Origin of the sequence: Dyella terrae, from assembly GCF_022394535.1 — a bacterium.
GTDB lineage: Bacteria > Pseudomonadota > Gammaproteobacteria > Xanthomonadales > Rhodanobacteraceae > Dyella.
Genome location: NZ_CP089414.1, coordinates 1,751,435 through 1,776,259, shown reverse-complemented (window position 1 = coordinate 1,776,259; position 24,825 = coordinate 1,751,435). Strand labels below are relative to the sequence as shown.

Here is a 24,825-nt window from a genome sequence, read left to right as displayed (position 1 = left end):
TTATGACCGACTCTGAGGTGTCTCTCCTGCGTCAGCTCCCTGCGGTGGCCACGGTGTTGGCAACGGCGGAGGCCGCCGGTTTGCTGGAGCGCCACGGACGTCTTGCCACCACGGACGCCATTCGACAGGTCATCGACGAGGCGCGGCAGACTTTGCGAGTTACCCCTGGCACACCTCCCGGCGCGAACGAGCTGGCACAGCGCGCCGCGCGCCTGCTGGATGCCTCGGCACTCGGCCTGCGCCCGTTGTTCAACCTCACCGGCGTCGTGCTGCACACCAACCTGGGTCGTGCCGTGCTGGCGGATGTGGCGATCGAGGCGGCGACCGAGGCGATGCGCTACGCCGTAGCGTTGGAGTACGACCTGGACGACGGCACGCGCGGTGAGCGCGATGACCACGTGCGTGCGCTGCTGTGCGAACTGACCGGCGCGGAAGACGCCACCGTGGTCAACAACAATGCCGCCGCCGTACTGCTTGGCCTGAACACCTTTGCGCTAGGGCGCGAGGCGGTGGTGTCGCGCGGTGAGTTGATCGAGATCGGCGGCGCGTTCCGCATGCCAGACATTATGGCGCGGGCCGGTGCGCACATGGTCGAAGTGGGCACGACCAATCGCACGCATCCCGCTGACTATCGCAACGCCTTCAACGAGCGCACCGGTATCGTGCTCAAGGTGCATACATCGAACTACCGCATCCAGGGCTTCACCGCCGAGGTCGGCGCGCGTGAGTTGGCAGTGATGGCGGATGCGGCTGGCGTGCCGCTGCTGAACGATCTGGGTTCAGGCAGTCTGGTGGATTTGTCACCCTACGGACTGGCACGGGAACCCACTGTGCGCGACGCCGTGGAAGAGGGCGCGCGGTTGGTTACGTTCTCCGGCGACAAGTTATTGGGCGGTCCGCAGGCGGGCTTTATCGTGGGCGACCGCACGCTGATCGGTCAGATCAACCGCAACCCGCTCAAGCGTGCATTGCGCGTGGACAAGATGCGCCTTGCTGCCATCGAGGCGACGCTGAAGCTGTATCGCGATCCGGATCGCCTTGCGCAGCGCCTGCCTACGTTGCGCTTCCTCACGCGCCGCAAGGCGGATATCGAAGCACAGGCTCGACGCCTGCAGCCGTTGGTGGCCGAGCGGCTTGGCCATGCCTTCATCGTCGATGTCGGCGACTGCCTAAGCCAGGTCGGTTCTGGCGCGCTTCCGCTGGATACGCTCGCCAGCGCCGCGCTGCGGATACGTGCGCGTGGCAGTCAGCGTGACGTGGAACAACTGGCCGCCGCGCTGCGGGCATTGCCGCGTCCGGTGGTTGGACGCATCGCCGACGGTGCATTGCAACTGGATCTGCGCTGCCTGGAGGAAGCGGACGAAGCCACGTTCGCCTCGACGCTGGCGCAATGGAATCCTGACGCCGGAGTCGCGCACCCTCCATGATCGTCGGCACCGCAGGCCACATCGATCACGGCAAGACGTCGCTGGTGAAAGCACTGACCGGCGTGGACGCGGATCGCCTGAAGGAAGAAAAAGCTCGCGGCATCACCATTGACCTCGGCTTTGCCTATTTGCCGCTCAATGATGGTTCGGTGCTCGGCTTTGTCGACGTACCCGGTCACGAACGTTTCGTGCACACCATGGTGGCCGGTGCCAGCGGCATCGATCTCGCGTTGCTGGTGGTGGCGGCCGACGACGGTGTGATGCCGCAGACGCTGGAGCATCTGGCCATCCTCGATCTGCTCGGTGTTCGCCGTGGCCTGATCGCACTCACCAAGGCGGACCTGGCGACACCCGAACGACTCGCCGACGTGAGCGTGCAGATTCGTGAGGCCACGGCGGGCACGGTGCTTGAGGGCGCGGACATCCTGCCGGTGTCTTCGACAACGGACGCGGGCATCGATGCACTACGCGATCGACTTGCCGCTGAGGCGCGCCGCTTGGGTGAGCGTGCTGATGACGGTCGTTTCCGACTTGCCGTGGATCGCGTGTTCACGCTGGCGGGTATTGGCGTCGTGGTGACCGGCACCGTGTTGTCCGGCGTGGTGCGCGTGAAGGACTCTGTGATGCTAAGCCCCTCGGGGCTCACCGCGCGCGTGCGTTCGCTGCATGCGCAGAATCGCCCGGAGGAACGCGGGAAGGCCGGTGACCGCTGCGCACTCAACCTGACCGGTGAGGACATCACCAAGGACGCCATCCATCGCGGCGACATGGTGGTCGATCCTTTCTTGCACGCACCGACCGACCGCATCGACGCACAACTGCATGTGCTGCCCAGCGAACCCAAGCCCATGGGGCAATGGTTTCCGGCGCGATTGCACCACGGCGCGGTGGAGGTCGGTGTTCGCGTCGTACTGCTGCAGGGCGCTTCGCTGCTGGCCGGTCATACGGCCAATGTGCAGCTGGTGCTGGACCGTCCCATTGCCGCGGCCGCGCTCGACCGCTTTGTGCTGCGCGATGTTTCGGCGCAGCGAACCATTGGTGGCGGCCGCTTTCTGGACCTGCGGCCGCCGTCGCGCCAGCGCCGCACGGCCGGCCGCGTTGCGGTACGCGCGGCACTCGCCATGGACGATACCCAACAGGCCCTGGCTGCCTTGCTGGAGGCGCCGCCGTTTACCTGGGATCTTCTCGGTTTCGCCCGCGACCGTGCGCTGGCCGAAACGACGCTCGACGATATCGTTGCCGCGCTGACGCCCGTCGTGTTCGATGCTGGCGAGCAGCGCATCGCGATGAATCCCGCACATTGGCAAACCTTTGTCGCCAATCTCACGGGATACCTGCAGGATTTCCACACCGCCAACCCTGACCTGCAAGGCGTGAGCCGGGAGAAGTTGCGGCTGGCAACGCAACCCAAGTTGCCGCCGGCGGCCTTTGCGCAAGCGCTACAACATGACGATGTGGTCGGCAGCGTGGTTCGCGATGGTGCATTCGTGCGCCTTGCCAGCCATTCCATGCAGTGGCTCCCCGAGCGCGAGGCGCTATGGCAGAGCATCGCGCCGTTGCTGGGTGGTGAGGCCCGCTTTCGCCCGCCGCGCGTGCGTGACATTGCGGCGGAGTTGGCACGTCCGGAACAGGAGATCCGCCGGCTGATGGCGTTTGCCGCGCGACTGGGGCTGGTCGACGAGGTGGCGCATGATCACTTCTTTCTGCGCACGACCATGCATGAAATGGTGTTGGTTGCTGCCGACATCGCTGCGCAGATACCGGACGGCCGCTTCACCGCAGCGCAGTTTCGCGACCGGTTGGACAACGGGCGCAAGGTGGCCATCCAGATACTGGAATTTTTCGACCGACAGGGCGTGACGCTCAACCGGGGTACCGTACGCAGGATCCAGGCTGGCTACCTGGACTTGTATGGCCCCGCGTCTGCGGTAACCTCAATCCATGGAAGAGCATCGTCCCCGGTGGGGCGTCCGGACTTCAAATCCGGGTGAGGCAGCCCAGACTGCCTCGGGTGGGTTCGACTCCCATTCTCTTCCGCCATTTGCGCGGACAGGCTCTTAGGTGATCTCGATACCCGGCGCACCCGACACGGCGGTACCGATGATGCTTGCGCGCGAATAGCCCGAGTCCTCAATCATTGCCCGAATGGCCTCGGCGCGTTCGGCCTTGCAGGCCACCAGCAGGCCGCCTGACGTCTGCGGATCGGTGAGCAGGGCGCGCTGCCACTCCGGCATGCCGTAGGGGAGGGTGATGCTGTCGCTGTAGCTGTCCCGGTTGCGATGGGATGCACCGGTGATATAGCCAGCCTGCGCCAGTGCCTCTGCTTGCGTGAAGAAGGGCAGGCGTGACGCCTCGATGCGCAGACGCACACCACTGGCGCGGGCCATTTCCAGGCCGTGACCCAGCAGGCCGAAGCCAGTGACGTCGGTGATCGCGTGGACGTCCTTATCCTTAGCCAGGGCGTGACCGACGCTGTTGAGCTGCGTGGTCGATGCAACCATTTCCGCATACGCCTCGGGTGGCAGCGCCTGCTTCTTGAAGGCTGCCGAGTAGATGCCCACACCCAGGCCCTTGGTCAGGATGATGGCGTCACCCGCCTGCGCACCACCATTGCGACGCACATCGGCCGGCGCGCAAAGGCCGATGACGGCAAGGCCGTAGATCGGTTCGGCGGAATCGATGGAGTGTCCGCCCGCAATGGGAATGCCCGCTTGCGCGCAGATCGCTTCGCCGCCGGCAAGAATGGCGCGCACAGTATCCACGTCCAGCTTGTTGAGCGGCATGCCGAGGATCGCCAGCGCCATGATCGGTTTGCCGCCCATCGCATAGATGTCAGACAGCGCATTGGCCGCGGCGATGCGGCCAAAATCAAAGGGATCGTCCACCACCGGCATGAAGAAATCGGTGGTGGCGATGACGCAGGTGTGATCATCCACCTGCCATACCGCCGCATCGTCACTCGCTTCGGTACCTACCAACAGTTGCGCAAAAGGCATCGCCGTCGGCTTGTCGGCCAACAGTTGCTGCAGTACGGATGGTGCGAGCTTGCAGCCACAACCGCCGCCATGGGCAAGGTCGGTCAAACGAACAGAGGTCATGCTGGATCCTCCGAAAGTGCCAATGGCGCGCGGCCATGTTCCGCGAAGCATAGCGAAAGTCGCGCGACGCTAGCGTCGATGCATGGGCCGGACGTAACGCCTGGCACTGCCGCTCTCCCGGCCCTTTGGCGTACGGTCGCCGCAAAGCGCATCACGTACCCATTCGGAGAAAGACACCATGCATCACTCCCGCCTTTGCGCGCTGCTTATCGATTGCAACGTGCCCGATATCGACGATGCTGCCCGCTTCTGGGCACAGGCCCTGGGGCGGCCAGTCGACATGGGCCACCCCGGCACGCGCGGCAACTACCGCATGCTGGAAACGCCGGAAGATGAGCCCATCGTCCAGCTTCAGCGCGTGGATCACGAGAGCCGGGTTCACCTGGACATCGAAACCGACGATATTCCTGCCGAAGTCGCCCGGCTGGAAAAACTGGGAGCGCAAGTCGTGAGCCGGTTGGAACGCTGGGTGGTCATGCAAGCGCCCTCGGGGCACCGATTCTGCGTGGTGCGGATACAGCGCCCGGGATTCCCGAAGAACGCCAATCGCTGGGAGTGACGGGCGTGGCATACGGAAGGGCGAGACACGGCTAAGCTATGCGGTCCTTTTCCTACGTTCCATTTCGTCTTGAAGTACACGATGAATTTTCGTTCGACCGCGCTGGTGCTGTTGGTGAGTTTGGGTCTGGCTTCGTCCGGAGCGTGGGCCGCCACGCCCGCGAAACCCAGCGTGCGGGTGGGCTCATATCGCGTCGAGCGGGACGTCACGCCCGGTCGCAACAAAGTGGTGGGCACGCTGACCAACGTGGGCCATAAGCCGGTGCACTCCGCCAAGGTCAGCTTCCGGCTGTTCGACGCCAAAGGGCACGCGATTGGTCGCGCCACCGACGAAGTGCACGACCTGGGGCCGGGCCAGAGCCAGAAATTCCACGCTAGCGCCCGCGGCAATGTCAGCCGTGCACGGCTGCTGCGCGTAGAGACGCGCTAAAGCTGGCTATCGCGGTTGGCCGCGATGCTGTTGCCATGGCGGGCGCTGTGGCTTCTAGGCTTCGCTTTGCTGTTCTATTCCGGCTACGTGTTCCAGTGGGTCGTCTATCTGACGCGTTGAATGTTAGCTTTCGACGCAGAGTGGATAAAGCATGGATAGTCGATCTCTGATGGGGTGGAGCATGACCGAGACATCCTTGAACATTGGTGCCATTGTTCTAGAGCTCGGGCTCCCCGCAGGGTTGCTGGTGCTCATGATTCTAAGACCCGCAGCCCGACCAAGGGCGCTAGTCATACTTGGTGCTCTGTTTCCCGCGTTGTGCTTGTACGGAGCGATAGCGGCGAGCTTTCTGGTTTCGCGGGAGAAATCAGATGCTTTTGCCTTTTACGCCATGTGGGTAATGACCTTTGCGCCTTACGTAGCGTTAGCGCTGGGAGGGGTGGCGCTCTCGTTTCTTCGATGGCCTAGGAACTATTGGGCCCGATTTGGGTTGGGAGTGTTATCCACGCCTGTCGCGTACTTTGCGTTCACACTCATTGCTGAACTCATTCCTCGGTGGGAAGTCTCAGGAAAAATCGGTTCGCCGTCAGGTCCGTTTACGGCCCAAAATGGACCCTTGTAATGGGGCGACCAAAGCCGACTTTCGGGGTTGCGGCGATCGGCCTATTTTAGTGTTTCAGCTAACTAACTATGGAGGAGCGCATGGGTTCATGGAGTGCGAAAGTCTTCGAGGACGACTCCGCTTTGGATTTCCTTGAAGAGCAGCTAATTCCACAGGCCGACCCACGGGTTGTCATGCGAAAGGCGTTCGAGACCGCACTTGCTGCGGACTATTTGGAGTATGACGCCGGCCAAGCGGTTCTTGCTTCTGCGGCGGTCATCGTCGCTGCGAAAGGCGGTCAGCCATTGGACGATGACGAAACCGAGGCCCGGATAGCTTGGCGCGAGAGATTAGCCAAACTCGACTTTTCCTCGCTAGTCGAACTTGGTTCAAAGGCCTGTCTGCGGGTATGTGGCGAGTCCAGTGAACTCAGGGAGCTTTGGGAAGACGATGAGGGTTTGTTTACTGCCTGGATTCGCAATGTTGAATCGCTTGCGGAAGGCTTGAAGCACAGCCGCTCCGGTCAGTGAACTGCACAGGACCGCGGACTTGTTCAATCAGTAGTTTTCATGATGCGCATATCCGCTCCCGACTCATGGCGGACTAGGATGATGCTACGCAATCTTCCAAAAGCGTGAGCCTAATGTCCTCTGTCGACCCGGAACGGGCGTACACAGCGCAACCATGAGGATATGCAGCCGAGTGCTTGTCGATCGCGCTTGGGTGTTCAGAACAGAGCCAAATCAACGTGATTGAGGGGATGGTGATGCTTCGCAAGCAGGTCGTGCTCTGGGCTGATCTGGCCGGTACGGTGGTATTTGCGATCGAGGGTGCCAGTGCCGCCATCCATGCCGGATTGGATTTGCTCGGCGTGTTGGTGCTGTCATTCATGGTCGCGCTGGGTGGTGGCGTGATTCGCGATCTGTTGATTGGTGCAGCACCGCCCAGCGCCATACGCGACTGGCGCTATCCCGTGCTGGCGTTCGCGGCGGGGCTGTTCACGTTTTTGCTTCATACGCAGGTGGAGGCGGTGCCTGCCATGGTGCTGACCACGCTCGATGCGGCTGGCCTCGCGTTGTTCGCGGTGGCCGGTGCGGAGAAGGCGCTCGATTTTGAGATCAACCCGTTCATCGCGACGCTGATGGGTACGATAACGGGGTGTGGCGGAGGCGTTATGCGCGACATGTTGCTTACACGGATACCGATGGTGCTGGTCGCGAACATCTACGCTAGCGCGGCCTTGCTGGGTGCGGCGGTGCTCGTTATCGGTCGTCGCTTAGGGTGTCCTCCGGCCGTAGCGGCGGTGCTTGGTGGTGTCGTGTGCTTCGTGTTGCGAGTCGCGGCGGTTCGGTTCAACTGGCAGTTGCCGCGGGTTATCTGAAGGAAGCGCTCGGCTTTGTTTCGGAATGCGCGGTTAGAGCTCGTGTCGCGGATGCTGGCGCGGGCTTCGAGTTCAAGCTTGGAGACATCCACAGCGTATAGATCTCCGTCCCGAGCCCGCATCGGGCTCGGGTGGAATGTCAGCATTTTCGAAAAGGGGCGGAATAACGCGGATGTGCTTGATACCGCGCTCAACAACTATTTTTGACGGGCTTACGGTTTGAAGAAAGCGCGGATGGCCTCCGCGATCTCGCCGGCATGCGTCTCCAGCGCAAAGTGACCGGTATCGAGGAACCTCACATCGGCGTCGGGAATATCCCGTTTGAACGCTTCCGCGCCCGGTGGCAGGAAGAAGGGGTCGTTCTTGCCCCACACAGCCAGCAAGCGTGGCTGGTGTTTGCGGAAGTACGCCTGGAACGTGGGGTAGAGGGCGACATTGCTCTGGTAGTCGAAGAAAAGATCCAACTGCACGTCATGCGCGCCTTCGCGAGCGAGGTAGTAGTTGTCCAACGCGATGCCGTCCGGTGATACCTGTGACTCGTCAGTGGTGCCGTGAACGTATTGCCAGCGCGTCGACTCCGGCGTCAGAAAAGCGCGCAGCGCATTGCGATTGGCGTCAGTGGGTTTCTCCCAATACGTACGAATGGGGTTCCAGCCGTCTTCGCTCAGCCCTTCCACGTAGGCATTGCCGTTTTGCGTAACGATGCCCTGCATTCGTTCCGGATGCTTCACCGCCAGGCGAAAACCTGTCGGTGCACCGTAATCGAACACGTAAACGATGTAGCGATCAAAACCGATGGCTTCAGTAAGGCCGTCGATGATGTCGGCCAGATGATCGAAGGTGTACTTGAATGTATCGCGCGATGGCATGTCCGTTTTTCCGAAGCCCGGCAGGTCGGGTGCAACGATGTGAAAGTCGTTGCTGAGCAGCGGGATCAAATCGCGAAACATGTGGCTAGAGCTTGGAAAGCCGTGGAGCAGAAGCAACTTCGGTTTACCGGGTGTGCCCGCTTCACGGTAGAAAACGTCAAGGCCTTGGATAGCAGCGCTGCGATAGTGAATGGTCGACATGGCAATCTCCGTTACGTTGATTTGCATCGAGTGGGAATCAGGTGGTGGTGTTGCGCAGGGCGTCGATGATCAGGTCGGCTACCTGTGATGGCGCCGTCACGCTCGGCAAGTGGTCGACGGGGTAGGCACGCATATGCGCCTTCATCCGTTCGGCCATGAAGCGCTGCGTTCTTTCAGGAATCATGTGATCGTGTTGGGCCACGAGGTACCAGGCTGGTACGTGCTTCCACAGAGGGGCGCCAACGGGAACCGTGATGCACGCTGGTGAAATGGGGCGCTGAGCAGCGGCGAGTGCTTTTTGTTCTTGCGCTGTGGCGTGTTGCGCGAAAGCTGTTCCGAATGCCTCCGGCGGCAACCAGATGCGTCCGTCACTTGCTGGCACCAACGTCGGTGCTTTGTCGTCGTGTCCAAAGCGATTGAACACGTCGGCGACGGTTTCGCCTTCATCCGGCGCAAGGCCGGCGATATAGACCAGGGCTTTCACCTTAGAACTCTGCGTGGCTGCGATCACCGCACCGGCGTATGCGTGTGCCACCAGCACCACGGGGCCGTTGATCGTCGCCAGCACGCCATCGAGCGCCTTTACATCGTCGGCCAAGGAAGACAGGGGTAGTTCGAAAGTAACCGCCTTGATGGACTTTTGGTGGATGAGATCAACCACCTTCTTCCAGCTCGATTCTGCGGCCCAGGCACCGTGGGCCATAACCACCGTCGCCGATAGATCTTTCATGGTTTCGCCCTCCCAGGGATGGATGAAGTGCTTCTCTCGTCAGGCTGTCCGCGCCCGACTGAGTAACCTGATAAATGTCGACTGAGAGGTTATTCTTGTGAAAAGTAACTTGTCAAGTGCCAACGAGGCGGTTACGCTGAGTCCAGGAGATTCCCATGACCACGACCATGCCCGCCCTTTTCCTGGCCGATGCCACCGGACTGGACTTCCTCAACTCCGTGGCGACGCCCGTCGATACGCCTGTCGACTGGCTCGCCGATGGCGAGGGACTGTTGAGCTGGCTTCAGCAGGCGCAGCTCGTGCCTGACGAGGTGCTTCGCGCTATTCGGGAGCGGGCGATTCCAGGCGAGATGGATCGACTGGCCGGACAGGTGAGGGCGTTAAGGGAGTGGTTCCGTACCTTCGTTCGCGATCGGAAAGGGCGGCCACTCACACCGGAAGATCTGGTTGAACTCGAACCCTTGAATGAGCTGCTCCGCCGCGACGAGCGCTACAGCGAGATCGTTGCTCAGCCGTCGGAGGTTGCGCCGGTGTTTACGTTGGCTGCGAAGCGCCGCTGGCATTCACCTGAGGCGTTGCTGCTGCCGATCGCCGAGGCGATGGCCCGCTTGATCTGCGACGAAGACTTCTCGTACGTGAAAGCCTGCGAAGGGCCTGCCTGTACCTTGCTCTTTGCCGACCACACGCGAGGACACGCCCGTCGCTGGTGCAGCATGGCGTTCTGCGGCAATCGCGCAAAACAGGCCGCCCATAGGCGTCGTCAGAAGGAGGCGGAAGCTTAAGGCGCGACGCCTGTCGCGATGATCGATATAGCATCTGACCAAGAGCGCATACTCAGCCGAGTGTACGCAGCGAGCCGCGCATCCTTCATAAGGAGGTGAGGCACGCGAAGGATACGGAACATCCACCGGCGTGTGACTCGTAGGCTCAAGGTGTCCGATCCGATGCACGGCGGACATCCCTTTCTCTCACCATGAGGAGGCTTGCATCGATGTCCCGATCGACGAATGACACATACCGCCTGCTTCACCTCCGGCTTTCGTTCGGCGTGGTGGCGGCGCTCGTGCTTTGGGGTGGCTTCGTGTTGCTCCCGTTGCTGGTTCCGGGATACGACTCGATCAGGCAAACCGTGAGCGAGATCGGAGAGATGGATTCGCCGGCAAGGATTCCATTCGCCGCCATGCTCTGCATGGTTGCGGTCTGCGTGCTGCTGTTTGCCTGGGGGCTTCGGGACGCTTCAGTCAAACTCGGCCGGCCATCGGTGGCGGCTTATCTGGCGGGGTTCATGGCGGTTTCGTCGGTGGGTGTGGGGATCTTCGCGTACCCGCATCCGCTGCATGGTGTTTTCGGGCTATCGGAGTTTGTTGGTTATCAGGCGCCTTGGGTTCTTGCGCTCACCTGGCGTCGCGAAACGACGGTCCGCGGACTTGTGCCGTTCTCGTGGACGATGGGCACGCTCTTGTGGATAGCCATTCTTGCCAATCTGAGCGTGCTGGATCTACACAGTTGGCTTTGGCTGCATGAACGGCCTTTCTATGGCGTCGTCCAGCGCTCGCTGTTTTTCATATGGTGCCTATGGCTTGCTGTCATCAGCGTGATGTTGATGAAAAGCCGCAGCGTCTTGGATGACTCGGTAGGCACGCCGTTGCCCGTGACGGAGTAGTGCGACAGGCCCACGATCCTTGCAGGATCGTGGGCTGTGCTCGAGCGCATATGCACTCAGCCGTGAAGATTGCCGCCGTTGAAGCGACCGAAATGCCTTGCCATCGCCAGGCTAATCACTAGCGCGCCCAGGCCTAACGCGATCGTCGATTGCATATCGTGCAGATCGACGTTGCCGACGCGTACCAGCAGCACGTACGCGAGCACGAAATTCACGAAGCTCCAGAGGACGTTGACCGTCGAAGAAGACAGGCCTTCGCCAGAAGGATGGGCGAAGGGTGACTGGAACGCGCGGCCCATCATGCCGCTGACAAAGTGGGGGACGGCATTGGCGAGAAACACGCCGCCGAAGAAGTACGAAAGATCGTGAAGCCAGTTCACCACGGTGTGATCCTCATCGAGTTGGGCACGAAGGCGTTGAATGCAGTCATGCGTGTTCATGCGGTTGACGATCAACGAGACGGGCTCGGTGGCTCGTCGTTACGACTCACTCAGGCGTTTGATAAGTGGAATAGCGTCCATAAGGGTTCGTTGCTCGGCGGGGTTCAGCGTTGCCAGTGCTGCAAGCAACCATTCGCGCTTGGCGTTGCCGCGCTTGCGCCGAATGCCGACGGCTTTATCCGTCATCGCAAAAAGAATCTGTCGTCCGTCCGAAGGATGAGGCTTGCGTTGCACCAAGCCTTCCTGCTCCAGGCCGGCAAGAATGGTTCCCATGGATTGGGGCTTCATCGATTCGGAGCGCGCCAGATCCGCCGTGGTCATGGGGCCTTGCTGATCCAGACGGCCCAGCACACCAAGCTGCGAAAGATTGAGTTCGTCCGAGCCTGTCTCCGAGCGCAAACGGCGTAGCAATTGGCCCATGGCGGTCGTCAACTCGTTGACGGACGCCTCCATGGAGGCTTTGGGTGAAGATTTGATCATGCATCCAGCGTATAGATAGAAAGTTTAACTTGCAAGTTAAACTGTTAAATTGATTAAGACGGACCCACGCAAGAGAGTGGCGCGCGGATGGATGCGTCATGACACCTGCGATGATGTTCGAGTCCTTCGGTGGCGGCGATGACATCGGGCTTGCGTATGCGCGGGATATGATCAAGCCCCGACGATCTCCGGAGGACACATGCCCGAGCACCAGGCGCTAGGACGTTGGAAGGGGGTATCCATCGACGTTGCCGTCATGGATGGCGTGATGGCGGATGTGGATCTCTCGTTTGCCTGCATGTTCACGCGCGAGCTGGATGGCAACCCACGTGGCGGGCTGCTTCATTTGAACCAAGCGCTATCGGGCATGCTGATGCGGCTGCGCGATGAAGGCGTATTTCTCGGCGAGCCCATGGAAACCCTGCTTATCAGCCAGCCGCCTGCGGGCATGGCTGCACGGGCCGTCATGGTGATTGGCATGGGCGATCCATCCGCGTGGACGCCAGCGGTGACGGGCAGGGCAGTAGCGACTGCCATAAGCGCTGCTGTGCAACGTGGCGTGGGCAGCGCGGCGTTTGCGCCGAGCCTGCTCGATTCGGGGCTGACGCCTCAAGCGACGTCGGGTGTTGCGCCAGTGATGATGAAGGCCGCTACCCGTACCATCGATGCGCAAGTGAGCATCGCGGCCTATGGTTTGGCGCCCGCACCCTCGTTGCGTCGCTGGGCGTTCGATGTGGGCGCTGCGGGTTTTGCCGCGGCGACGGAGCAATTTCGGGCCGCATTGGCGCAACTCGAGACGGGTTGACGCGCGCAGTCCGCCGCAAAGAGTCCGATCGTTTTCAGAGAGCCATGAATAGGGCCGCTCTGAACCTCACGCGTGTTCTGTCTGCACTTCAACGATCCCGTTTGCACCCGAACCCATTCATCGGTCGCGGCGTTTTTGCGCCGCAGCGTGACTTGTTGCGTCTTCGGCGTCTTAATCTACCCAAGGGGTTTAGATCGATCCAAGTTATGTGAATCAGTTCACGGCGCGAGTGCGGCGTATCTGAACGGCTTGGACGGGGCGGGGAGAGCTGAGAACGCATGCGTCAAGCGTGCGCTCGGGTTAGTGCGTCTTCCCGTTAGGCAGGTTGAGGGACTGGGAGGCCGCCGTATGAAACCAAAAGCTGTTTGCATTGAAGTGACGATCCACCCGCGTGCCGCCTGCGTGCCCTCACTCGTGGGCGCTGTTGAATGCCGCCGCGCACGCGGCGATAGCTATCCTCGTTTGCCCGCAAGCAGCCGGGTTCGGAAAGTACGCCTGGTACGACTATCCGTACCGGCCGCACTGAATAGCCTTCCGCACCACAACGCCCACACCGGCGGCGTTGTCGTCAGTCACGTGTCAGGCCTCCGTTTTACCGGAACACGCGGCGACGCCCGACCTGGGTCTTCGCCTTAGCTCATCTGTCGTCCTGAAGCATTCGTCACTGAAGCATCGGGCACTCGTTTTGCGCCCATTGTTTGGATCGATCTAATAAAAAAGAAAGGAGAACGTCGTGCAGTCATAGCTCGCGCATCTGCAGCACGTGATCGAACGGGGGATCGCCGCGCCAACTCCACAAGGGCGCTTACCGAGTAGGGGACTTTAGAAAAATGACTAATCAGCCGTACGTGTCTAAGCGCCATCCGTTGTACGTCGCGCTCGCCCTGGCGACGCTTTCCTTTGGTGGCTGCCTGGGAATACCTGCCAATGCCTTTGCGCAGTCCGCTGCGCCCGCTGCAACACCAACCACACCGCCGACCGCGCAAGCGTCCGGCAGCGCAGACGCAAAGAAGTCCGACAAGGACAAGAAAGACGATAAGAGCAAAACGGCGGACCCGAACAACCCCACCGATCTCGCGGCGGTGGTGGTCACCAGCTATCGCCAGTCGATCGACCAGAACATGCAGGACAAGCGCGACGCCAACTCCATCGTCGAGGTGATTAACGCGCAGAACATCGCGCAGTTCCCCGCGAAGAACATTGCCGACGCGCTGGCGCATGTGCCTGGCGTGGTTATCACGCGTGAATCGGGCGAAGGCAAAACGGTCAGCATCCGCGGCCTTGCGCCCGAGCTGACGCTCACTGAATTGAACGGCAACTACGTGGCCTCGGCGGATACGTCGGCTGGCCTGTCGCGCTCGTTCAACTACACGCTGATGCCCGCCAACATGTTCTCGGACGTCCAGCTCTACAAGAGCCTGGAAGCCCGCCTGGACGAAGGTGGCATCGGCGGCAACGTGGACCTGCGCACGCGTCGCCCGCTGGAGATGGGTGTGAACGACGGATTCGTCTCCGTCAACGCCGCGGGTTCCGACAACAGCGGCAAGGTCACGCCGCAGGGCTCGGCCCTGTGGTCATGGAAGAACAAGGACCAGACCTTTGGCGTCCTCGTCGCCGGCTCGTACCAGAAGCGCCGTGACATCGATTACCAGTCCAATGCATCGAGCTGGCACTGGTGGTCCAACGACTGTACCGACTACACGACGTGTACCGCCCAGCCCACCAATGTGCATGGCCAACAGTACGGCCCCGCTGTGGCGCCCAACCTTGCGTTGTGGCCCGGTGGCGGCGTGACGGATCAGTCCGGCAAGAGCTATTCGGGTTACTGGATGCCGCAGCAGTTCGCCACCAGCCAGAACCAGTTGGATCTGAAGAACAAGAGCGCCCAGGTGACGCTGCAGTTCAAGCCCATCGATCACTTGCTGCTGACGGGCAACTACTTCCGCTTCCAGCGGCAGCAGACCCAGATCACCAACACGTTGGAGGTTCCGGAGTGGGGCTTGCCGACCGATACCTACGCAAACCAGCAGGGCAGATTGCTTGCGCCCAATGGCCTGACGTTCGACCCGTCGCATACCGTCGTCACCGGGGCGAACTACGTCCTTCCGCCTGCGGGCACGGGCTGCAATTCGCTGACCAACCCGGTCACCGGCGCAACGCGTCAGCCAGTGGATGTCTGCTCCACGGAAATCCCCTGGGTCACGGGCAATTACTCCGTCGAGAAGGCGACCTCGCAGACTATCAACCTTGAAGGCGAGTGGGATAACGGCGGTGCCCTCAGCGGAACGTTCAACGTCGGTCGTACGTGGGCGACGGGTGGTCCGTCGGTGGAACTGAGCATGGCCGCCAAGCCGCGTAACTTCGTCAACGGCCAATGGGTGGATGGAAGCAACGGCGCCGCGTGGAACCTGAGCGGTACGCCGACGCTCACGGCGTCGCCGAATCTGCTGCAGAACATGCTTGCCGGTCAGGGCCAGGTGGATCTTGGCTCGACCGGTTCCAACATGGTCAACACCAGCACCTCGCAGAATTTCGCGCAGGCGGACTTTACGTGGGCCTTCGAGGACAGCACCTGGCTGAAGTCGCTGCAGTTCGGTGCCAAGTACCGCGACAACCACGCTGAGCAGCAGAACAACGAACTGCGCTGGTACTGCAAGGGCACTCAGTTGCAGTTCCAGACCTGCGATCCCAATGCAGGCCAGCTGCCGTCGGGCTTCCTCGAGCCGAATTATCTGGATGGAAACACGCAGGCGTACCACGACAATGTGTTCCCGGCGATCAATTTTCCGGCGTACTACAACTACCTCAACTCCACCTACGACCGGGTGCTCTACAACCACCCCGAAGACAAGTCGACAGTGCAGGAGCAGATCTCGGCCCTCTACGCCCAGGCGAATTTCGATACGGGCTCGCTGCGCGGCAACTTTGGCTTGCGCTTCGTCAGCACGAAGCAGGACCTGACCGTCGCCGACGAGATCACCACCAACAACGCCGTGTACTACCACGACGCGAACGGCAACATCCTGATCTGTCCGGCCAGCGGTGTGAACGCGGGCGGTGGTGCGTGCGCGGCGGGCGATTTCCAGTATCTGCCGCGCGAGCAAGCGGTGGTCCAGACGTTCTCCAACGCCTCCACCTCTAAGCGGTACAACAAGCTCTTGCCGAGCTTCAACATCGCGTGGACTTTCGCGGATGATTTCGTGCTGCGCGCTGCTGGTTCGCAGGCGATGGCCCGTGCCAACTACACCGACCTGGCCCAGCTAGGTAGCCTCACGAACAACACGCAGGCTTACTACAACGACCGCAAGCAGTTCGGTGCACCGTTGCCGGGTTGGTACGGCAGTGGCGCCAACGCCGACCTGAAGCCGTTCACCGCCACCCAGTTCGACTTGGCGGGCGAGTGGTACTACGCGCCGGAATCAGTCGTGGGCGTGGATGTGTTCCAGAAGACCGTGAAGAACTTCGTTGTACCGGTCACCGTCAACAACGTCACGGTGAACGTCGGCGGCACCGGACAGAACTTCATGCAGTACAGCACCAATGCTAACGGTCGCTCGGGCACGTCCAAGGGCGTGGAGCTCTACACGCAGCACACCTTCGACGTGGGCTTTGGCTACACCGTCAACTACACGCTCAACAAGACCAACGAAACTGCGGTGACGCTCGGCGACACGGCGGTCGGCAAATCGGAACTGATCGGCAGCGCCAAGTACGTGGGCAACATTTCGTTGTTCTATGAAAAGAACGGGTTGCTGCTGCGTGCCACCAGCAACTGGACGGGCCGCACCATGCAAGGCCTTTCCTCCGGTCTTCCCATCTATACGGAGCCTTACAACCAGATCGACTTGAACGGCGATTACGAGTTCACCAAGCACCTGATGGTGACCGCGTCGGTGATCAACCTGACGCGTTCCACGCCTCGCCAGTACCTTGGCGACGATACGACCGCACGCCTGTATCAGCTCGAATATGCAGGACGTCAGTACTACGTGGGCCTGACCTACAAGTTCGGAGATGGCGGCTGAGAAACCGCATGCGGGGTCGGGCGTTCTGCCTGACCCCGCAGCGATCGGCCTTTACGCCTTTCACCTTCCTCCTGGCGGGGGAGGTGAAAGGTCGCTGTCCGCATCGCAGCGGATACGCCTACTTTCCGACAGGAAGCGATCATGAATCCGTCTCTTGCACGACTTCGCCGAAGTGTTTCGTGGACCCACAGCCAGCGCACCGCGTGGCCTCTCGCGCTGGCGGTATTCGCGCTTGGCAGCATCGGCGTGGGGTATGCCAAGAACGACAGCACGTCGCCACCTGCGTCGTCGGCCGTCGATGAAGCCAACCCGCTGGTCGGCACCGCGCCACTGGATCGGCAGGAGCTGATCGGTAATGCGCCGCCGCCGGGCGAGCCGTTGTACTCAGGCATGACATCGCCGGGCGCCAGCCTGCCGCAAAGCGCGACGGAGGCGACACCGGTCAACGTGAATGTCGACCTGAGCTATCCCACCGGCGTGGCCATGTCTTACTACTACGCCAACCCGACGATGATCGGCTTCACCGGTGGTGGCTCGACCTACGGTGGTCGTGCTGCGCCGATGATCATGCCGGTGGTCGGCGATTGGACCATGCCACCGAACTATGCGCAGTCGTATTACGACAAGGCGAGTGAAAAAGCCTCGCCCGGTTATTACGCGGTGGATCTGGCCACGTTCCACACTCGGGTCGAACTGACGGCGACGCAGCGCACCAGCCTGATGCGTTTCACCTTTCCGGAAAGCCATCGTTCGAACGTCATCATCAATCTGCGTCGCCCGGGTGGCGACGTGGAAGTCGTCGGCGACCGCACGATTCGCGGCGTCACCACGGGTGGCCGCGTGGACAACGATGCGGACGGCCCGTGGTTTGTCGCTGAATTCTCGCGACCATTCGTCCGCTTCGGCACGTTCCGCGCGAACCATGAACACCAGGGCTATGGGATCGGTGACCAAGACGTGCAAACCGATCGACGTACCGTATCCGGCAGTTATGCGGGCGCCTATGTCACTTTTGATACGAAGGCCGGCGAGCAGGTGCTGGTGAGAGTCGCTCATGGGCACAGTGCCGACGAGGCCGAGCAGCGACTGCGCGACGAAGATCCTGATGCGAATTTCGATCGCGTGCACGCTCAGGCGCGCGCAGCCTGGGCGAAGCTGTTCGACCGTGTCGAAGTCACCGGCGGCACGCCCAAGCAGCGCATGCTGTTCTATTCGACGCTGTATCACTCCTTCGCCAGCCCACGGTTGATCGCGCGCAAAGGCGACCACTTCACCGGTGAGGATGGCCGCGTGCAGGTCGCCAGCTACGACCGCTATGGCCCGGTGCCGTTCTGGGATACGGGTCGCAACCAGATCACCTTGCTGATGCTGCTCGAGCCGAATGTCGTGCAGGACATCATGCGCTCTGAGCTGGATCGCGCACGCGAACGCGGCTACATGGACACCTCGTTCCACGGCGACCACGCCGTGTTCCTTTACGACGGTGCCTGGCAGCGCGGTATTCCGTTCGACTACGCGGCTGCTTACGAGTACCTGCGCAAGAACGCCACCGATCCCAAGGGGCCGCGCGGTTATCTTGCCGAGTACATGAAGAACGGCTGGATCTCCGACATCCTCCCGCCGGCCAATGCCAGCCCTCCCTACGCGGATGGCAAGGCCGGTGCCGCGACCACGCTCGAATACGCTTGGGATGATCACGCGCTAGCCGACGTCGCCAGCCGGCTCGGTAAGGCGGACGATGCGAAGATGTTCCTGGGTCGCGCCGCGAATTACCGCAACGTGTTCGATCCTGCGGTGGGCTTCATACGCGGCCGCACGGCGGACGGCAAGTGGATTTCGCCATTCGATCCGGGCGAGCCGTACTACAACTTCATGATGAAAGAAGCCTCCGGCTGGTCCACGCTATGGCTGGTGCCACACGACGTGCAGGGGTTGATCGATCTGCTCGGCGGGCGCGACGCATTTAACGCCAAGCTCGACGCGTTTTTCTCCACGCCTTACCAACCCAAGGGTATCTGCCGAGATTGCACAGGCCTGATCGGGCAGTACGTGCAAGGCAACCAGCCGGACCAGCAGGCGGCCTACCTTTATGCATGGAGCGGCCAACCTTGGAAGACGCAGGCGCTGGCGCGCCGCATTCTTGACGAGATGTATGGCAGCGACGCCAGTGGCTACGCTTTCCCCGGTATGGACGACCAGGGCTCGACCTCGTCCTGGTATGTGCTCAGCGCGATGGGTTTCTACCCGGTTGATCCTGCCAGCCCCGATTACATCCTCGGCAGCCCGATCTTTGACAAGGTTCGCCTGCACATGGGCAACGGCAAGGTGTTGGAGATCGTCGCGCGCAACAACTCGGCCAAGAACATGTACATCCAGTCCGCCACGCTCAACGGCAAGCCGTGGACCAAGCCATGGTTCAGCCATGCCGACATCGCGAACGGCGCTACATTGGTGTTGACGATGGGGCCAGAGCCGAATAAGGCATGGGGCGCCGATCCGCACGATGCACCGTCCTCGATGTCAGGGGAGCGGAAATGATCACGGGCGCGATGAGGAACGAACGGATCATGGACCGCATCAAAGTACGGGGCGCATGCGCCTGCATGATCGTGGCGATGGGCTTTGCATCAATGGCCGTCGCGTCGCCGGATCAGTCGATGGTCTGGAACGGCAAGGCGGCGCCGTTGGCGACACCGTGGACTGCCGAGGTGTCACCTGACAATGCGTTGCCTGAGTATCCACGCCCACAGCTCGCACGCCCATCGCTGGAGCATCCGCAATGGATGAGCCTCAACGGGCTATGGCAATACGCGTCGAGCGATGTGCAAGGCACGCCGCAGTTCGGTCAGACACTGAAGGACAAAGTGCTGGTGCCGTACCCGATCGAATCGGTGCTCTCGGGCGTGCAAAAGCATTCGGACTTCCTGACCTACCGTCGACTGGTGGACATCCCGACCGCATTCACTGCACACGGCCAGCACGTACGGCTGAACTTTGGTGCGGTGGCGCAGGAGGCCACGGTGTACGTCAACGGTACACAGGTGGCGAAGCATGCCGGTGGCTATACGTCCTTCAGCGCGGACATCACTCAGGGGCTTCGGGCGAGCGGGCCACAGGAGATCATCGTCGCCGTGCATGCGCCGGTGGATGGTACCAACGTGATGGTCGGCAAGCAGCGGCTGAAGCCTGAAGGCATCTTCTACACTGCGGCCTCGGGTATCTGGCAATCGGTGTGGCTGGAGCCGGTGCCTGCTACCAGTCTCGCGCAGCTGAGCTTCACGCCAACGCGCAGCCTGGACGCCTTCACCGTCACCTCGACGCTGAATGGTGGCTGCAAAGGCGCGACGCTCAATGTGACCGCCTACACTGATGGCGGGATCGTGAGCGAAACGAGTGGGTCGGCCTGCCAACCGTTGCATCTGGCCATCGCGCATCCGCGCCTGTGGAGCCCACAGGATCCCTTCCTGTACACCTTCAAGGCCACGCTCACGCGGGGCGATCAACGTGACGAGGTGACCAGCTACGCCGGCTTGCGCTCCGTCGCCGTGGAGAAAGTGGGCGGACGCAACCGCATCGTGTTGAACGGCAAGCCGACCTTCCTGCTGGCTACGCTGGATCAGGGCTACTGGCCGGATGGCATCTACACCGCACCCACCGATGCGGCGCTCAAGTTCGACGTGCAGAAGACCAAGGACCTGGGCTTCAACACCATCCGCAAGCACATCAAGGTGGAGCCGGCGCGCTGGTATTACTGGGCCGACCACATCGGTCTGATGGTGTGGCAGGACATGCCAGCACTGCCGAACGGCCACAACGACGCGCTCAGTGCGGCCGACAAGGCGGGCTTCCGTACCGACGTGTCGGCCATCGTCGACCAGCTCAAGGGTGAAACCTCGATCATCGGCTGGATTCCGTTCAACGAGGGCTGGGGTCAGTGGAGTATTCCTGCCGCGGCGGAGCTGGCTGGCTTGATCAAGCAGCGTGATCCCTCGCGTCTGGTCGATGCGCGTAGCGGTGCCAACTGCTGCGACACCAAGGGCGACCCGCACGCCGGCGACGTCTATGACGTGCACGACTATCAAGGGCCCGGTTTACCCAGCCCGGACGCAACACGCGCCGCCATTGATGGCGAACACGGTGGCCTGACCCTTGGCGTTCCCGGTCATGTCTGGCCGAACACGCCGATCAATCCGTACGGGTCAGTGAAGGACAGCGCCGCGCTGACCGACGGTTACGTCGCCAATACCGCCGTGCTGCGTGATAAAGGCCCTGGCGTGGGTGTGTCTGGCAGCGTCTACACACAGATCACCGACGTCGAGGGTGAGCACAACGGCTTGTTCACCTATGACCGCAAGATAGAAAAGGTGGATGAGGCGAAAGTGCGCGCGACCAACGAAGCGACGATACGCGCAGGTGGTCAACCTTAAGACCCTGCGTGTGGAAGGGCGAGTCCATCGATCTTCCGATGGTGCTTGCGCCGGGGTTGGCGACGTCGCTTGATTGACGCAAACAAAAAGGGACCGGCAGCGTCACTGCCGGTCCCTTTTGTTACGTTTGTCAATCAGGCTTGCGAATCTGGCTCTTGTGATTCGGCCTCGTTGGTATCGGCATCACCCTCTTTCTTTGCCAGGGTCGATTCCAGCGCCCCCGCGCCTTTGAAGCCAGCGATCGCCGCCACGCCCTTGGTCAGAAGGCCTGCGTTCGGATCGAGCTTTTCAGCCGCTTCGACGGCGGCTACCGCGCCCACTACTTCGCCCAAGGTATCCAGAATGCCCATAACACGCTCTCCGCTCTTTGGAATGCTGGCCGGCATGGCCAGATCGCATTGGGCAGGAAACGCCATGGCGCTTCTATCGGAAAAGTCCTAGCGAAGAACTAGTCACCTGATGACGTTTCGCGGGGAGCCAGACTGAGTTTTGGCGTCAGGTTTACTTCCCTTGAATTCGAAGTGAATCTGACTTGAGCGCGTCTTCCGTTATTGCGAGCGCAAAGCGCCATCACCAATGCCAAGGCATAGCCGTAAGGACGTCACAGCTCGCCTTGCGAGCACGGCACCCGTGCTCCGCGGTACAGGCTTGGGTTGCGGCGTGGCGGGTGGACGATTCATTCGCGGATGCAGCCATCGCACTTCGGTGATGTAGCCATGCAGGCACAACAGGTCAAACCATGGCGACGACATGCGTGGCTCCCGTGCTTGCCGACAAAGGTTGGTCGATGGTGTCGCCAAAGAGTGGCGTGGCGATCATGGATGGGCGCGCGCAGAACCGCTGGTACCACGCGGATAGCCGCGGGCGTCCCGGTTGAAAGTCGTGGACACGCCGAAAAGCAATCCAGCTAAGCGCGGTCGCGAGCGCGATATCGCCGATATCCACCTGCTCGTTGTGGGGGATATGGTCTTCCAGATAGTCACAGACGGCGATGACCTTCCGCAGATGACCTTCGAGCAAGGGCGGCCATCGCAGCGCCTCGGGACGTCGTTCCGATTCCCAGCGTGCCGCAATGCCGGCATCGGCCAAACCCTGGGCGACGGCCTGACGGAGCAGGGCCGGAAAGCGTCGCGAGGGCGTCGATGGAATGAGCCTGCTTCCGTCATGCAGATCATCCAGGTACTCGCAAATGACACTGGACTCGAACAGCACCGTGCCGTCATCGCAGACAAGCACGGGAACCTTGCCCAACGGGTTGAGGGCGAACACTTCATCGTTGCGCTGCACGGGGCTGGTTTCCTGATGGATCACGTCGATGCGATCGGCCAGCCCAGCTTCGTGAGCGAACACCAGCACCTTTCGTGCGTACGGTGAATGCGACTGATAGTGGAGCTTCATGCAACGGCGCTCTGGATCTTGAAGGTGCGGGCTATGCTAGAGTCCGCCCGCGCGGCCAGCCCGCAACTTAGGGCGGGGCAACGCCTGTTTCCTGCGTCTTGCATGGAGTTCGCGCGTACGTGACCGGTGAACTGGACAAGATTGACCAACGCATCCTGGGCGTCCTGCAAAAGGACGCGCGCCGGCCCGCCGAGCTGATTGGCGCGGACGTCGGCCTGTCCGCCTCCGCGGTGCAGCGACGCATCGTCCGCCTGCGGGAGGATGGCGTCATTCTTGCCGAGGTCGCGGTGGTGGATCCTAAGCGGGCGGGGCGCCCGTTGACGATGATCGTTGACGTTGAAGTGGAACGAGAGCGGCCTGAGTTATTGGCGAGCCTGAAGCAATGGATCGTTGCCGAATCCTGCATTCAGGAGGCGTGGTACGTCACGGGTGCGGGCGACTATGTGCTGATTGTCGTAGCTCGTGACGTCGACGATTTCGAAGCCCTCATGCAACGCCTCGTCGCGGACAACGCGAATGTTCGTCGTTTCCAGACCCGGGTGGCACTGAGCACGCTCAAGCGCGGCATGCTGGTGCCGCTGGAGCCATCGGCCTGAGCGGCATTACGCCAGCCGTGCATGCTGGCTTATGTGGAGTCTCGAAAGACCGCTGTCGTCAGCCAAGTGCAAGGCAGGGCGAAGTGTGTTTGCTAAAGACGGATAGGCCTGCTCGCGCTGGATCTGTATTTTGCACGTGTTGTCGATTTCTTCCCTTTCCACTCGTCGGTCATGTGCTGCGGCAATCCTGTCGCGGCTGACGTCCAAAGGAACCAATAATGAGCAAGATGATCTTCGTCAACCTGCCGGTGACTGACCTCAAGCGATCGAAGGCGTTCTACGAAGCCGTGGGCGCGGTGAACAACCCCGCCTTCAGCGACGACACTGCGGCCTGCATGGTGCTCTCCGATACGATCCACGTGATGCTTCTCACCCATGACAAATGGCGTCAGTTCACGAACAAGCGCATCGTCGATGCCCATGTCGACGCACAGGTTCTGTTGTGTCTGTCAGCCGATGGTCGTGACGAGGTGACCGGCATGGTCGACAAGGCGAGCGGCGCAGGCGGCAAGGCCGACCCCACGCCCGTGCAGGATTATGGCTTTATGTATGGCCGAAGCTTTGAAGATCCGGACGGCCATATCTGGGAAGTGATGTGGATGGATCCGAGCGCCATCCCGCCGCAGGGCTAAGTCATTCTGCAGCGAACAGGTGTATCGCACCGGTCGTGTCCATAGAGAAAGTCCGCTTCGAGAGCGAGGCGGACTTCAGGATGGGTTGATTCATGGCTCTGTGACAAGGCCTGATTTCGACCCGACGCGGACGTTAGTGAGCGCCATTATCACCGCGACGTATAACCAGGGTTAGGTGCAATCAACATGAAATTCAGTGATCTTGAGAAGTCAGCGCTACAGCTAAACGAACTCTACGAACAGCTTGAGATCAAAAGGTATGGGCGCATCTGGACTACAGGAGAGCTTGCGCTTGGTTTCGTAGGGGACGTAGGCGACCTGGCAAAACTGATCCAGGCAAACGCTGGTATCCGAGATATTGACGACTGCAAAGCAAAACTTGGTCATGAATTGTCGGATTGTTTATGGTCGATTATTGTTCTTGCAAATAAGTGCGGTATCGATTTAGAGGCGGAGTTTGTCAGAAACACCGGAGAGCTAGCCGAATACGTATCTAGCGAGCTTCGCACATAGCAGAAGATTCCACGGCGACGAATTCGGCGCCGCTTTGGGTCGCTCGAACTCGCGCGTGAACACGGGAGTTAGGTGCCATGCCAACACCCATTCCATCTCCATGCCCAAGGAAGGCCGCTAGTGAGCGTTTTCATTTCCCCACCACCCGATGACTTGAGTACTTACAACAGCTTCATCGGCGGCTACCGCACGCACGTGGACCAGCAAGTGTTCATCGACCGCCAGGACGATGGCTACGGCATGTGGATGTACGAGGAGGATGAGGATATCTGGCAGGACCATATCGAGGTCTACATGCCCATGACCGTCGAAGCCGTTCGCGCTTATTTCGCGCCATCGACTGGTATGTGCGATGCGATTGGCTTGGGTAGCTACTCCGACGAAGGCAACAGCTTTATTGCCATCATCCGGGCACAACCTGGGGTTGCGCTGGCCTGTGGTGATGTTGTGCCGCCGGGCGGTATCTTTGCGATGAACGGCGAGCTGTTTGTGCCTTTGACGGTGGATCGTTCCGTCGGTGCTCACTATCTTTTGTTCGCCAACGATTAGTC

General features: G+C 61.1%; 23 protein-coding genes and 1 tRNA gene. 17 read left to right on the top strand and 7 right to left on the bottom strand.

What is annotated here, in order from left to right:
• Nucleotides 1-2 precede the first annotated feature (2 nt).
• The 3 genes from selA to DYST_RS07440 all read left to right on the top strand — a co-directional run bounded on the left by selA (nt 3) and on the right by DYST_RS07440 (nt 3,467).
• Nucleotides 3-1,427, top strand: a complete 1,425-nt coding sequence (gene selA / locus DYST_RS07450) for an L-seryl-tRNA(Sec) selenium transferase (protein WP_428993965.1) — start codon at nt 3-5, stop codon at nt 1,425-1,427.
• Nucleotides 1,424-3,418 carry a selenocysteine-specific translation elongation factor gene (gene selB, locus DYST_RS07445; protein WP_239951051.1) on the top strand — a complete coding sequence of 665 codons (1,995 nt, stop codon included), beginning with the start codon at nt 1,424-1,426 and terminating at the stop codon, nt 3,416-3,418. The genes selA and selB overlap by 4 nt, the downstream gene beginning before the upstream one ends.
• A tRNA-Sec gene (locus DYST_RS07440) sits at nt 3,371-3,467 on the top strand. The genes selB and DYST_RS07440 overlap by 48 nt, the downstream gene beginning before the upstream one ends.
• Nucleotides 3,468-3,484: 17 nt before the next feature.
• Here DYST_RS07440 and selD read toward each other — a convergent pair.
• Nucleotides 3,485-4,525, bottom strand: coding sequence for a selenide, water dikinase SelD (gene selD, locus DYST_RS07435; protein ID WP_239951050.1), 1,041 nt, complete (start codon nt 4,523-4,525; stop codon nt 3,485-3,487).
• 178 nt (nt 4,526-4,703) lie between these two features.
• Between selD and DYST_RS07430 the strand changes: the two genes are divergently transcribed.
• The 4 genes from DYST_RS07430 to DYST_RS07415 all read left to right on the top strand — a co-directional run bounded on the left by DYST_RS07430 (nt 4,704) and on the right by DYST_RS07415 (nt 7,495).
• Nucleotides 4,704-5,084 carry a VOC family protein gene (locus DYST_RS07430; RefSeq protein WP_239951048.1) on the top strand — a complete coding sequence of 127 codons (381 nt, stop codon included), beginning with the start codon at nt 4,704-4,706 and terminating at the stop codon, nt 5,082-5,084.
• A gap of 81 nt (nt 5,085-5,165) precedes the next feature.
• Complete coding sequence (locus DYST_RS07425; protein WP_239951046.1) at nt 5,166-5,513, top strand: FxLYD domain-containing protein; 348 nt, start codon at nt 5,166-5,168, stop codon at nt 5,511-5,513.
• A 702-nt stretch (nt 5,514-6,215) separates the two neighbouring features.
• A complete protein-coding gene (locus DYST_RS07420) occupies nt 6,216-6,644 on the top strand; it encodes a DUF4259 domain-containing protein (RefSeq protein ID WP_239951045.1) in 429 nt (142 codons plus the stop codon).
• Between the two features lie 236 nt (nt 6,645-6,880).
• Nucleotides 6,881-7,495: a trimeric intracellular cation channel family protein gene (locus tag DYST_RS07415; protein ID WP_239951043.1), complete on the top strand. Its 615-nt coding sequence runs from the start codon at nt 6,881-6,883 to the stop codon at nt 7,493-7,495.
• 212 nt (nt 7,496-7,707) lie between these two features.
• On the opposite strand, the gene DYST_RS07410 is transcribed toward DYST_RS07415, so the two are convergent.
• Together DYST_RS07410 and DYST_RS07405 are read right to left on the bottom strand one after the other, a co-directional pair.
• Nucleotides 7,708-8,565 carry an alpha/beta fold hydrolase gene (locus DYST_RS07410; protein WP_239951042.1) on the bottom strand — a complete coding sequence of 286 codons (858 nt, stop codon included), beginning with the start codon at nt 8,563-8,565 and terminating at the stop codon, nt 7,708-7,710.
• 37 nt (nt 8,566-8,602) lie between these two features.
• Complete coding sequence (locus DYST_RS07405) at nt 8,603-9,295, bottom strand: alpha/beta fold hydrolase (protein WP_239951040.1); 693 nt, start codon at nt 9,293-9,295, stop codon at nt 8,603-8,605.
• A gap of 155 nt (nt 9,296-9,450) precedes the next feature.
• Between DYST_RS07405 and DYST_RS07400 the strand changes: the two genes are divergently transcribed.
• Together DYST_RS07400 and DYST_RS07395 are read left to right on the top strand one after the other, a co-directional pair.
• The gene (locus DYST_RS07400; RefSeq protein ID WP_239951039.1) at nt 9,451-10,077 is read left to right on the top strand and encodes a CGNR zinc finger domain-containing protein; all 627 of its coding nucleotides are present in this window, start codon (nt 9,451-9,453) and stop codon (nt 10,075-10,077) included.
• A gap of 209 nt (nt 10,078-10,286) precedes the next feature.
• Entirely contained in the window at nt 10,287-10,958 is a 672-nt protein-coding gene (locus tag DYST_RS07395; RefSeq protein ID WP_239951038.1) for a DUF998 domain-containing protein, read from the top strand.
• Nucleotides 10,959-11,014: 56 nt separating this feature from the next.
• Here DYST_RS07395 and DYST_RS07390 read toward each other — a convergent pair whose 3' ends face one another.
• Nucleotides 11,015-11,398, bottom strand: coding sequence for a hypothetical protein (locus DYST_RS07390; RefSeq protein WP_199178921.1), 384 nt, complete (start codon nt 11,396-11,398; stop codon nt 11,015-11,017).
• Nucleotides 11,399-11,437: 39 nt separating this feature from the next.
• Nucleotides 11,438-11,878: a MarR family winged helix-turn-helix transcriptional regulator gene (locus tag DYST_RS07385; protein ID WP_239951037.1), complete on the bottom strand. Its 441-nt coding sequence runs from the start codon at nt 11,876-11,878 to the stop codon at nt 11,438-11,440.
• 199 nt (nt 11,879-12,077) lie between these two features.
• On the opposite strand from DYST_RS07385, the gene DYST_RS07380 reads away from it, so the two are divergent.
• The 4 genes from DYST_RS07380 (at nt 12,078) to DYST_RS07365 (ending at nt 21,135) form a co-directional block, all read left to right on the top strand.
• Entirely contained in the window at nt 12,078-12,683 is a 606-nt protein-coding gene (locus tag DYST_RS07380; protein WP_239951036.1) for a M17 family peptidase N-terminal domain-containing protein, read from the top strand.
• Between the two features lie 830 nt (nt 12,684-13,513).
• Nucleotides 13,514-16,708 carry a TonB-dependent receptor gene (locus tag DYST_RS07375; protein WP_239951035.1) on the top strand — a complete coding sequence of 1,065 codons (3,195 nt, stop codon included), beginning with the start codon at nt 13,514-13,516 and terminating at the stop codon, nt 16,706-16,708.
• A 141-nt stretch (nt 16,709-16,849) separates the two neighbouring features.
• A complete protein-coding gene (locus DYST_RS07370) occupies nt 16,850-19,246 on the top strand; it encodes a GH92 family glycosyl hydrolase (RefSeq protein ID WP_239951034.1) in 2,397 nt (798 codons plus the stop codon).
• Nucleotides 19,247-19,275: 29 nt separating this feature from the next.
• Nucleotides 19,276-21,135 carry a glycoside hydrolase family 2 protein gene (locus DYST_RS07365; RefSeq protein WP_239951033.1) on the top strand — a complete coding sequence of 620 codons (1,860 nt, stop codon included), beginning with the start codon at nt 19,276-19,278 and terminating at the stop codon, nt 21,133-21,135.
• A 134-nt stretch (nt 21,136-21,269) separates the two neighbouring features.
• On the opposite strand, the gene DYST_RS07360 is transcribed toward DYST_RS07365, so the two are convergent.
• Nucleotides 21,270-21,521, bottom strand: a complete 252-nt coding sequence (locus tag DYST_RS07360; RefSeq protein WP_239951031.1) for a hypothetical protein — start codon at nt 21,519-21,521, stop codon at nt 21,270-21,272.
• A 346-nt stretch (nt 21,522-21,867) separates the two neighbouring features.
• The gene (locus DYST_RS07355) at nt 21,868-22,533 is read right to left on the bottom strand and encodes a glutathione S-transferase family protein (protein WP_239951029.1); all 666 of its coding nucleotides are present in this window, start codon (nt 22,531-22,533) and stop codon (nt 21,868-21,870) included.
• A gap of 119 nt (nt 22,534-22,652) precedes the next feature.
• On the opposite strand from DYST_RS07355, the gene DYST_RS07350 reads away from it, so the two are divergent.
• The 4 genes from DYST_RS07350 to DYST_RS07335 all read left to right on the top strand — a co-directional run bounded on the left by DYST_RS07350 (nt 22,653) and on the right by DYST_RS07335 (nt 24,823).
• Complete coding sequence (locus tag DYST_RS07350) at nt 22,653-23,129, top strand: Lrp/AsnC family transcriptional regulator (RefSeq protein WP_102302313.1); 477 nt, start codon at nt 22,653-22,655, stop codon at nt 23,127-23,129.
• Nucleotides 23,130-23,347: 218 nt separating this feature from the next.
• Nucleotides 23,348-23,761 carry a VOC family protein gene (locus DYST_RS07345; protein WP_239951027.1) on the top strand — a complete coding sequence of 138 codons (414 nt, stop codon included), beginning with the start codon at nt 23,348-23,350 and terminating at the stop codon, nt 23,759-23,761.
• 186 nt (nt 23,762-23,947) lie between these two features.
• Nucleotides 23,948-24,274, top strand: a complete 327-nt coding sequence (locus DYST_RS07340) for a nucleotide pyrophosphohydrolase (protein ID WP_239951025.1) — start codon at nt 23,948-23,950, stop codon at nt 24,272-24,274.
• Nucleotides 24,275-24,394: 120 nt separating this feature from the next.
• The gene (locus DYST_RS07335) at nt 24,395-24,823 is read left to right on the top strand and encodes a hypothetical protein (protein ID WP_239951023.1); all 429 of its coding nucleotides are present in this window, start codon (nt 24,395-24,397) and stop codon (nt 24,821-24,823) included.
• Nucleotides 24,824-24,825 lie beyond the last annotated feature (2 nt).

Coding starts and splice junctions, on each gene's coding strand:
- DYST_RS07425 (WP_239951046.1), top strand. CDS start 5,166: ATGAATTTTCGTTCGACCGCGCTGGTGCTGTTGGTGAGTTTGGGTCTG.
- selD (WP_239951050.1), bottom strand. CDS start 4,525: ATGACCTCTGTTCGTTTGACCGACCTTGCCCATGGCGGCGGTTGTGGC.
- DYST_RS07345 (WP_239951027.1), top strand. CDS start 23,348: ATGAGCAAGATGATCTTCGTCAACCTGCCGGTGACTGACCTCAAGCGA.
- DYST_RS07370 (WP_239951034.1), top strand. CDS start 16,850: ATGAATCCGTCTCTTGCACGACTTCGCCGAAGTGTTTCGTGGACCCAC.
- DYST_RS07430 (WP_239951048.1), top strand. CDS start 4,704: ATGCATCACTCCCGCCTTTGCGCGCTGCTTATCGATTGCAACGTGCCC.
- DYST_RS07395 (WP_239951038.1), top strand. CDS start 10,287: ATGTCCCGATCGACGAATGACACATACCGCCTGCTTCACCTCCGGCTT.
- DYST_RS07365 (WP_239951033.1), top strand. CDS start 19,276: ATGGACCGCATCAAAGTACGGGGCGCATGCGCCTGCATGATCGTGGCG.
- DYST_RS07410 (WP_239951042.1), bottom strand. CDS start 8,565: ATGTCGACCATTCACTATCGCAGCGCTGCTATCCAAGGCCTTGACGTT.
- DYST_RS07375 (WP_239951035.1), top strand. CDS start 13,514: ATGACTAATCAGCCGTACGTGTCTAAGCGCCATCCGTTGTACGTCGCG.
- DYST_RS07420 (WP_239951045.1), top strand. CDS start 6,216: ATGGGTTCATGGAGTGCGAAAGTCTTCGAGGACGACTCCGCTTTGGAT.
- DYST_RS07400 (WP_239951039.1), top strand. CDS start 9,451: ATGACCACGACCATGCCCGCCCTTTTCCTGGCCGATGCCACCGGACTG.
- DYST_RS07355 (WP_239951029.1), bottom strand. CDS start 22,533: ATGAAGCTCCACTATCAGTCGCATTCACCGTACGCACGAAAGGTGCTG.
- selB (WP_239951051.1), top strand. CDS start 1,424: ATGATCGTCGGCACCGCAGGCCACATCGATCACGGCAAGACGTCGCTG.
- DYST_RS07415 (WP_239951043.1), top strand. CDS start 6,881: ATGCTTCGCAAGCAGGTCGTGCTCTGGGCTGATCTGGCCGGTACGGTG.
- DYST_RS07380 (WP_239951036.1), top strand. CDS start 12,078: ATGCCCGAGCACCAGGCGCTAGGACGTTGGAAGGGGGTATCCATCGAC.
- DYST_RS07385 (WP_239951037.1), bottom strand. CDS start 11,878: ATGATCAAATCTTCACCCAAAGCCTCCATGGAGGCGTCCGTCAACGAG.
- DYST_RS07390 (WP_199178921.1), bottom strand. CDS start 11,398: ATGAACACGCATGACTGCATTCAACGCCTTCGTGCCCAACTCGATGAG.
- DYST_RS07405 (WP_239951040.1), bottom strand. CDS start 9,295: ATGAAAGATCTATCGGCGACGGTGGTTATGGCCCACGGTGCCTGGGCC.
- DYST_RS07340 (WP_239951025.1), top strand. CDS start 23,948: ATGAAATTCAGTGATCTTGAGAAGTCAGCGCTACAGCTAAACGAACTC.
- selA (WP_428993965.1), top strand. CDS start 3: ATGACCGACTCTGAGGTGTCTCTCCTGCGTCAGCTCCCTGCGGTGGCC.
- DYST_RS07360 (WP_239951031.1), bottom strand. CDS start 21,521: ATGCCGGCCAGCATTCCAAAGAGCGGAGAGCGTGTTATGGGCATTCTG.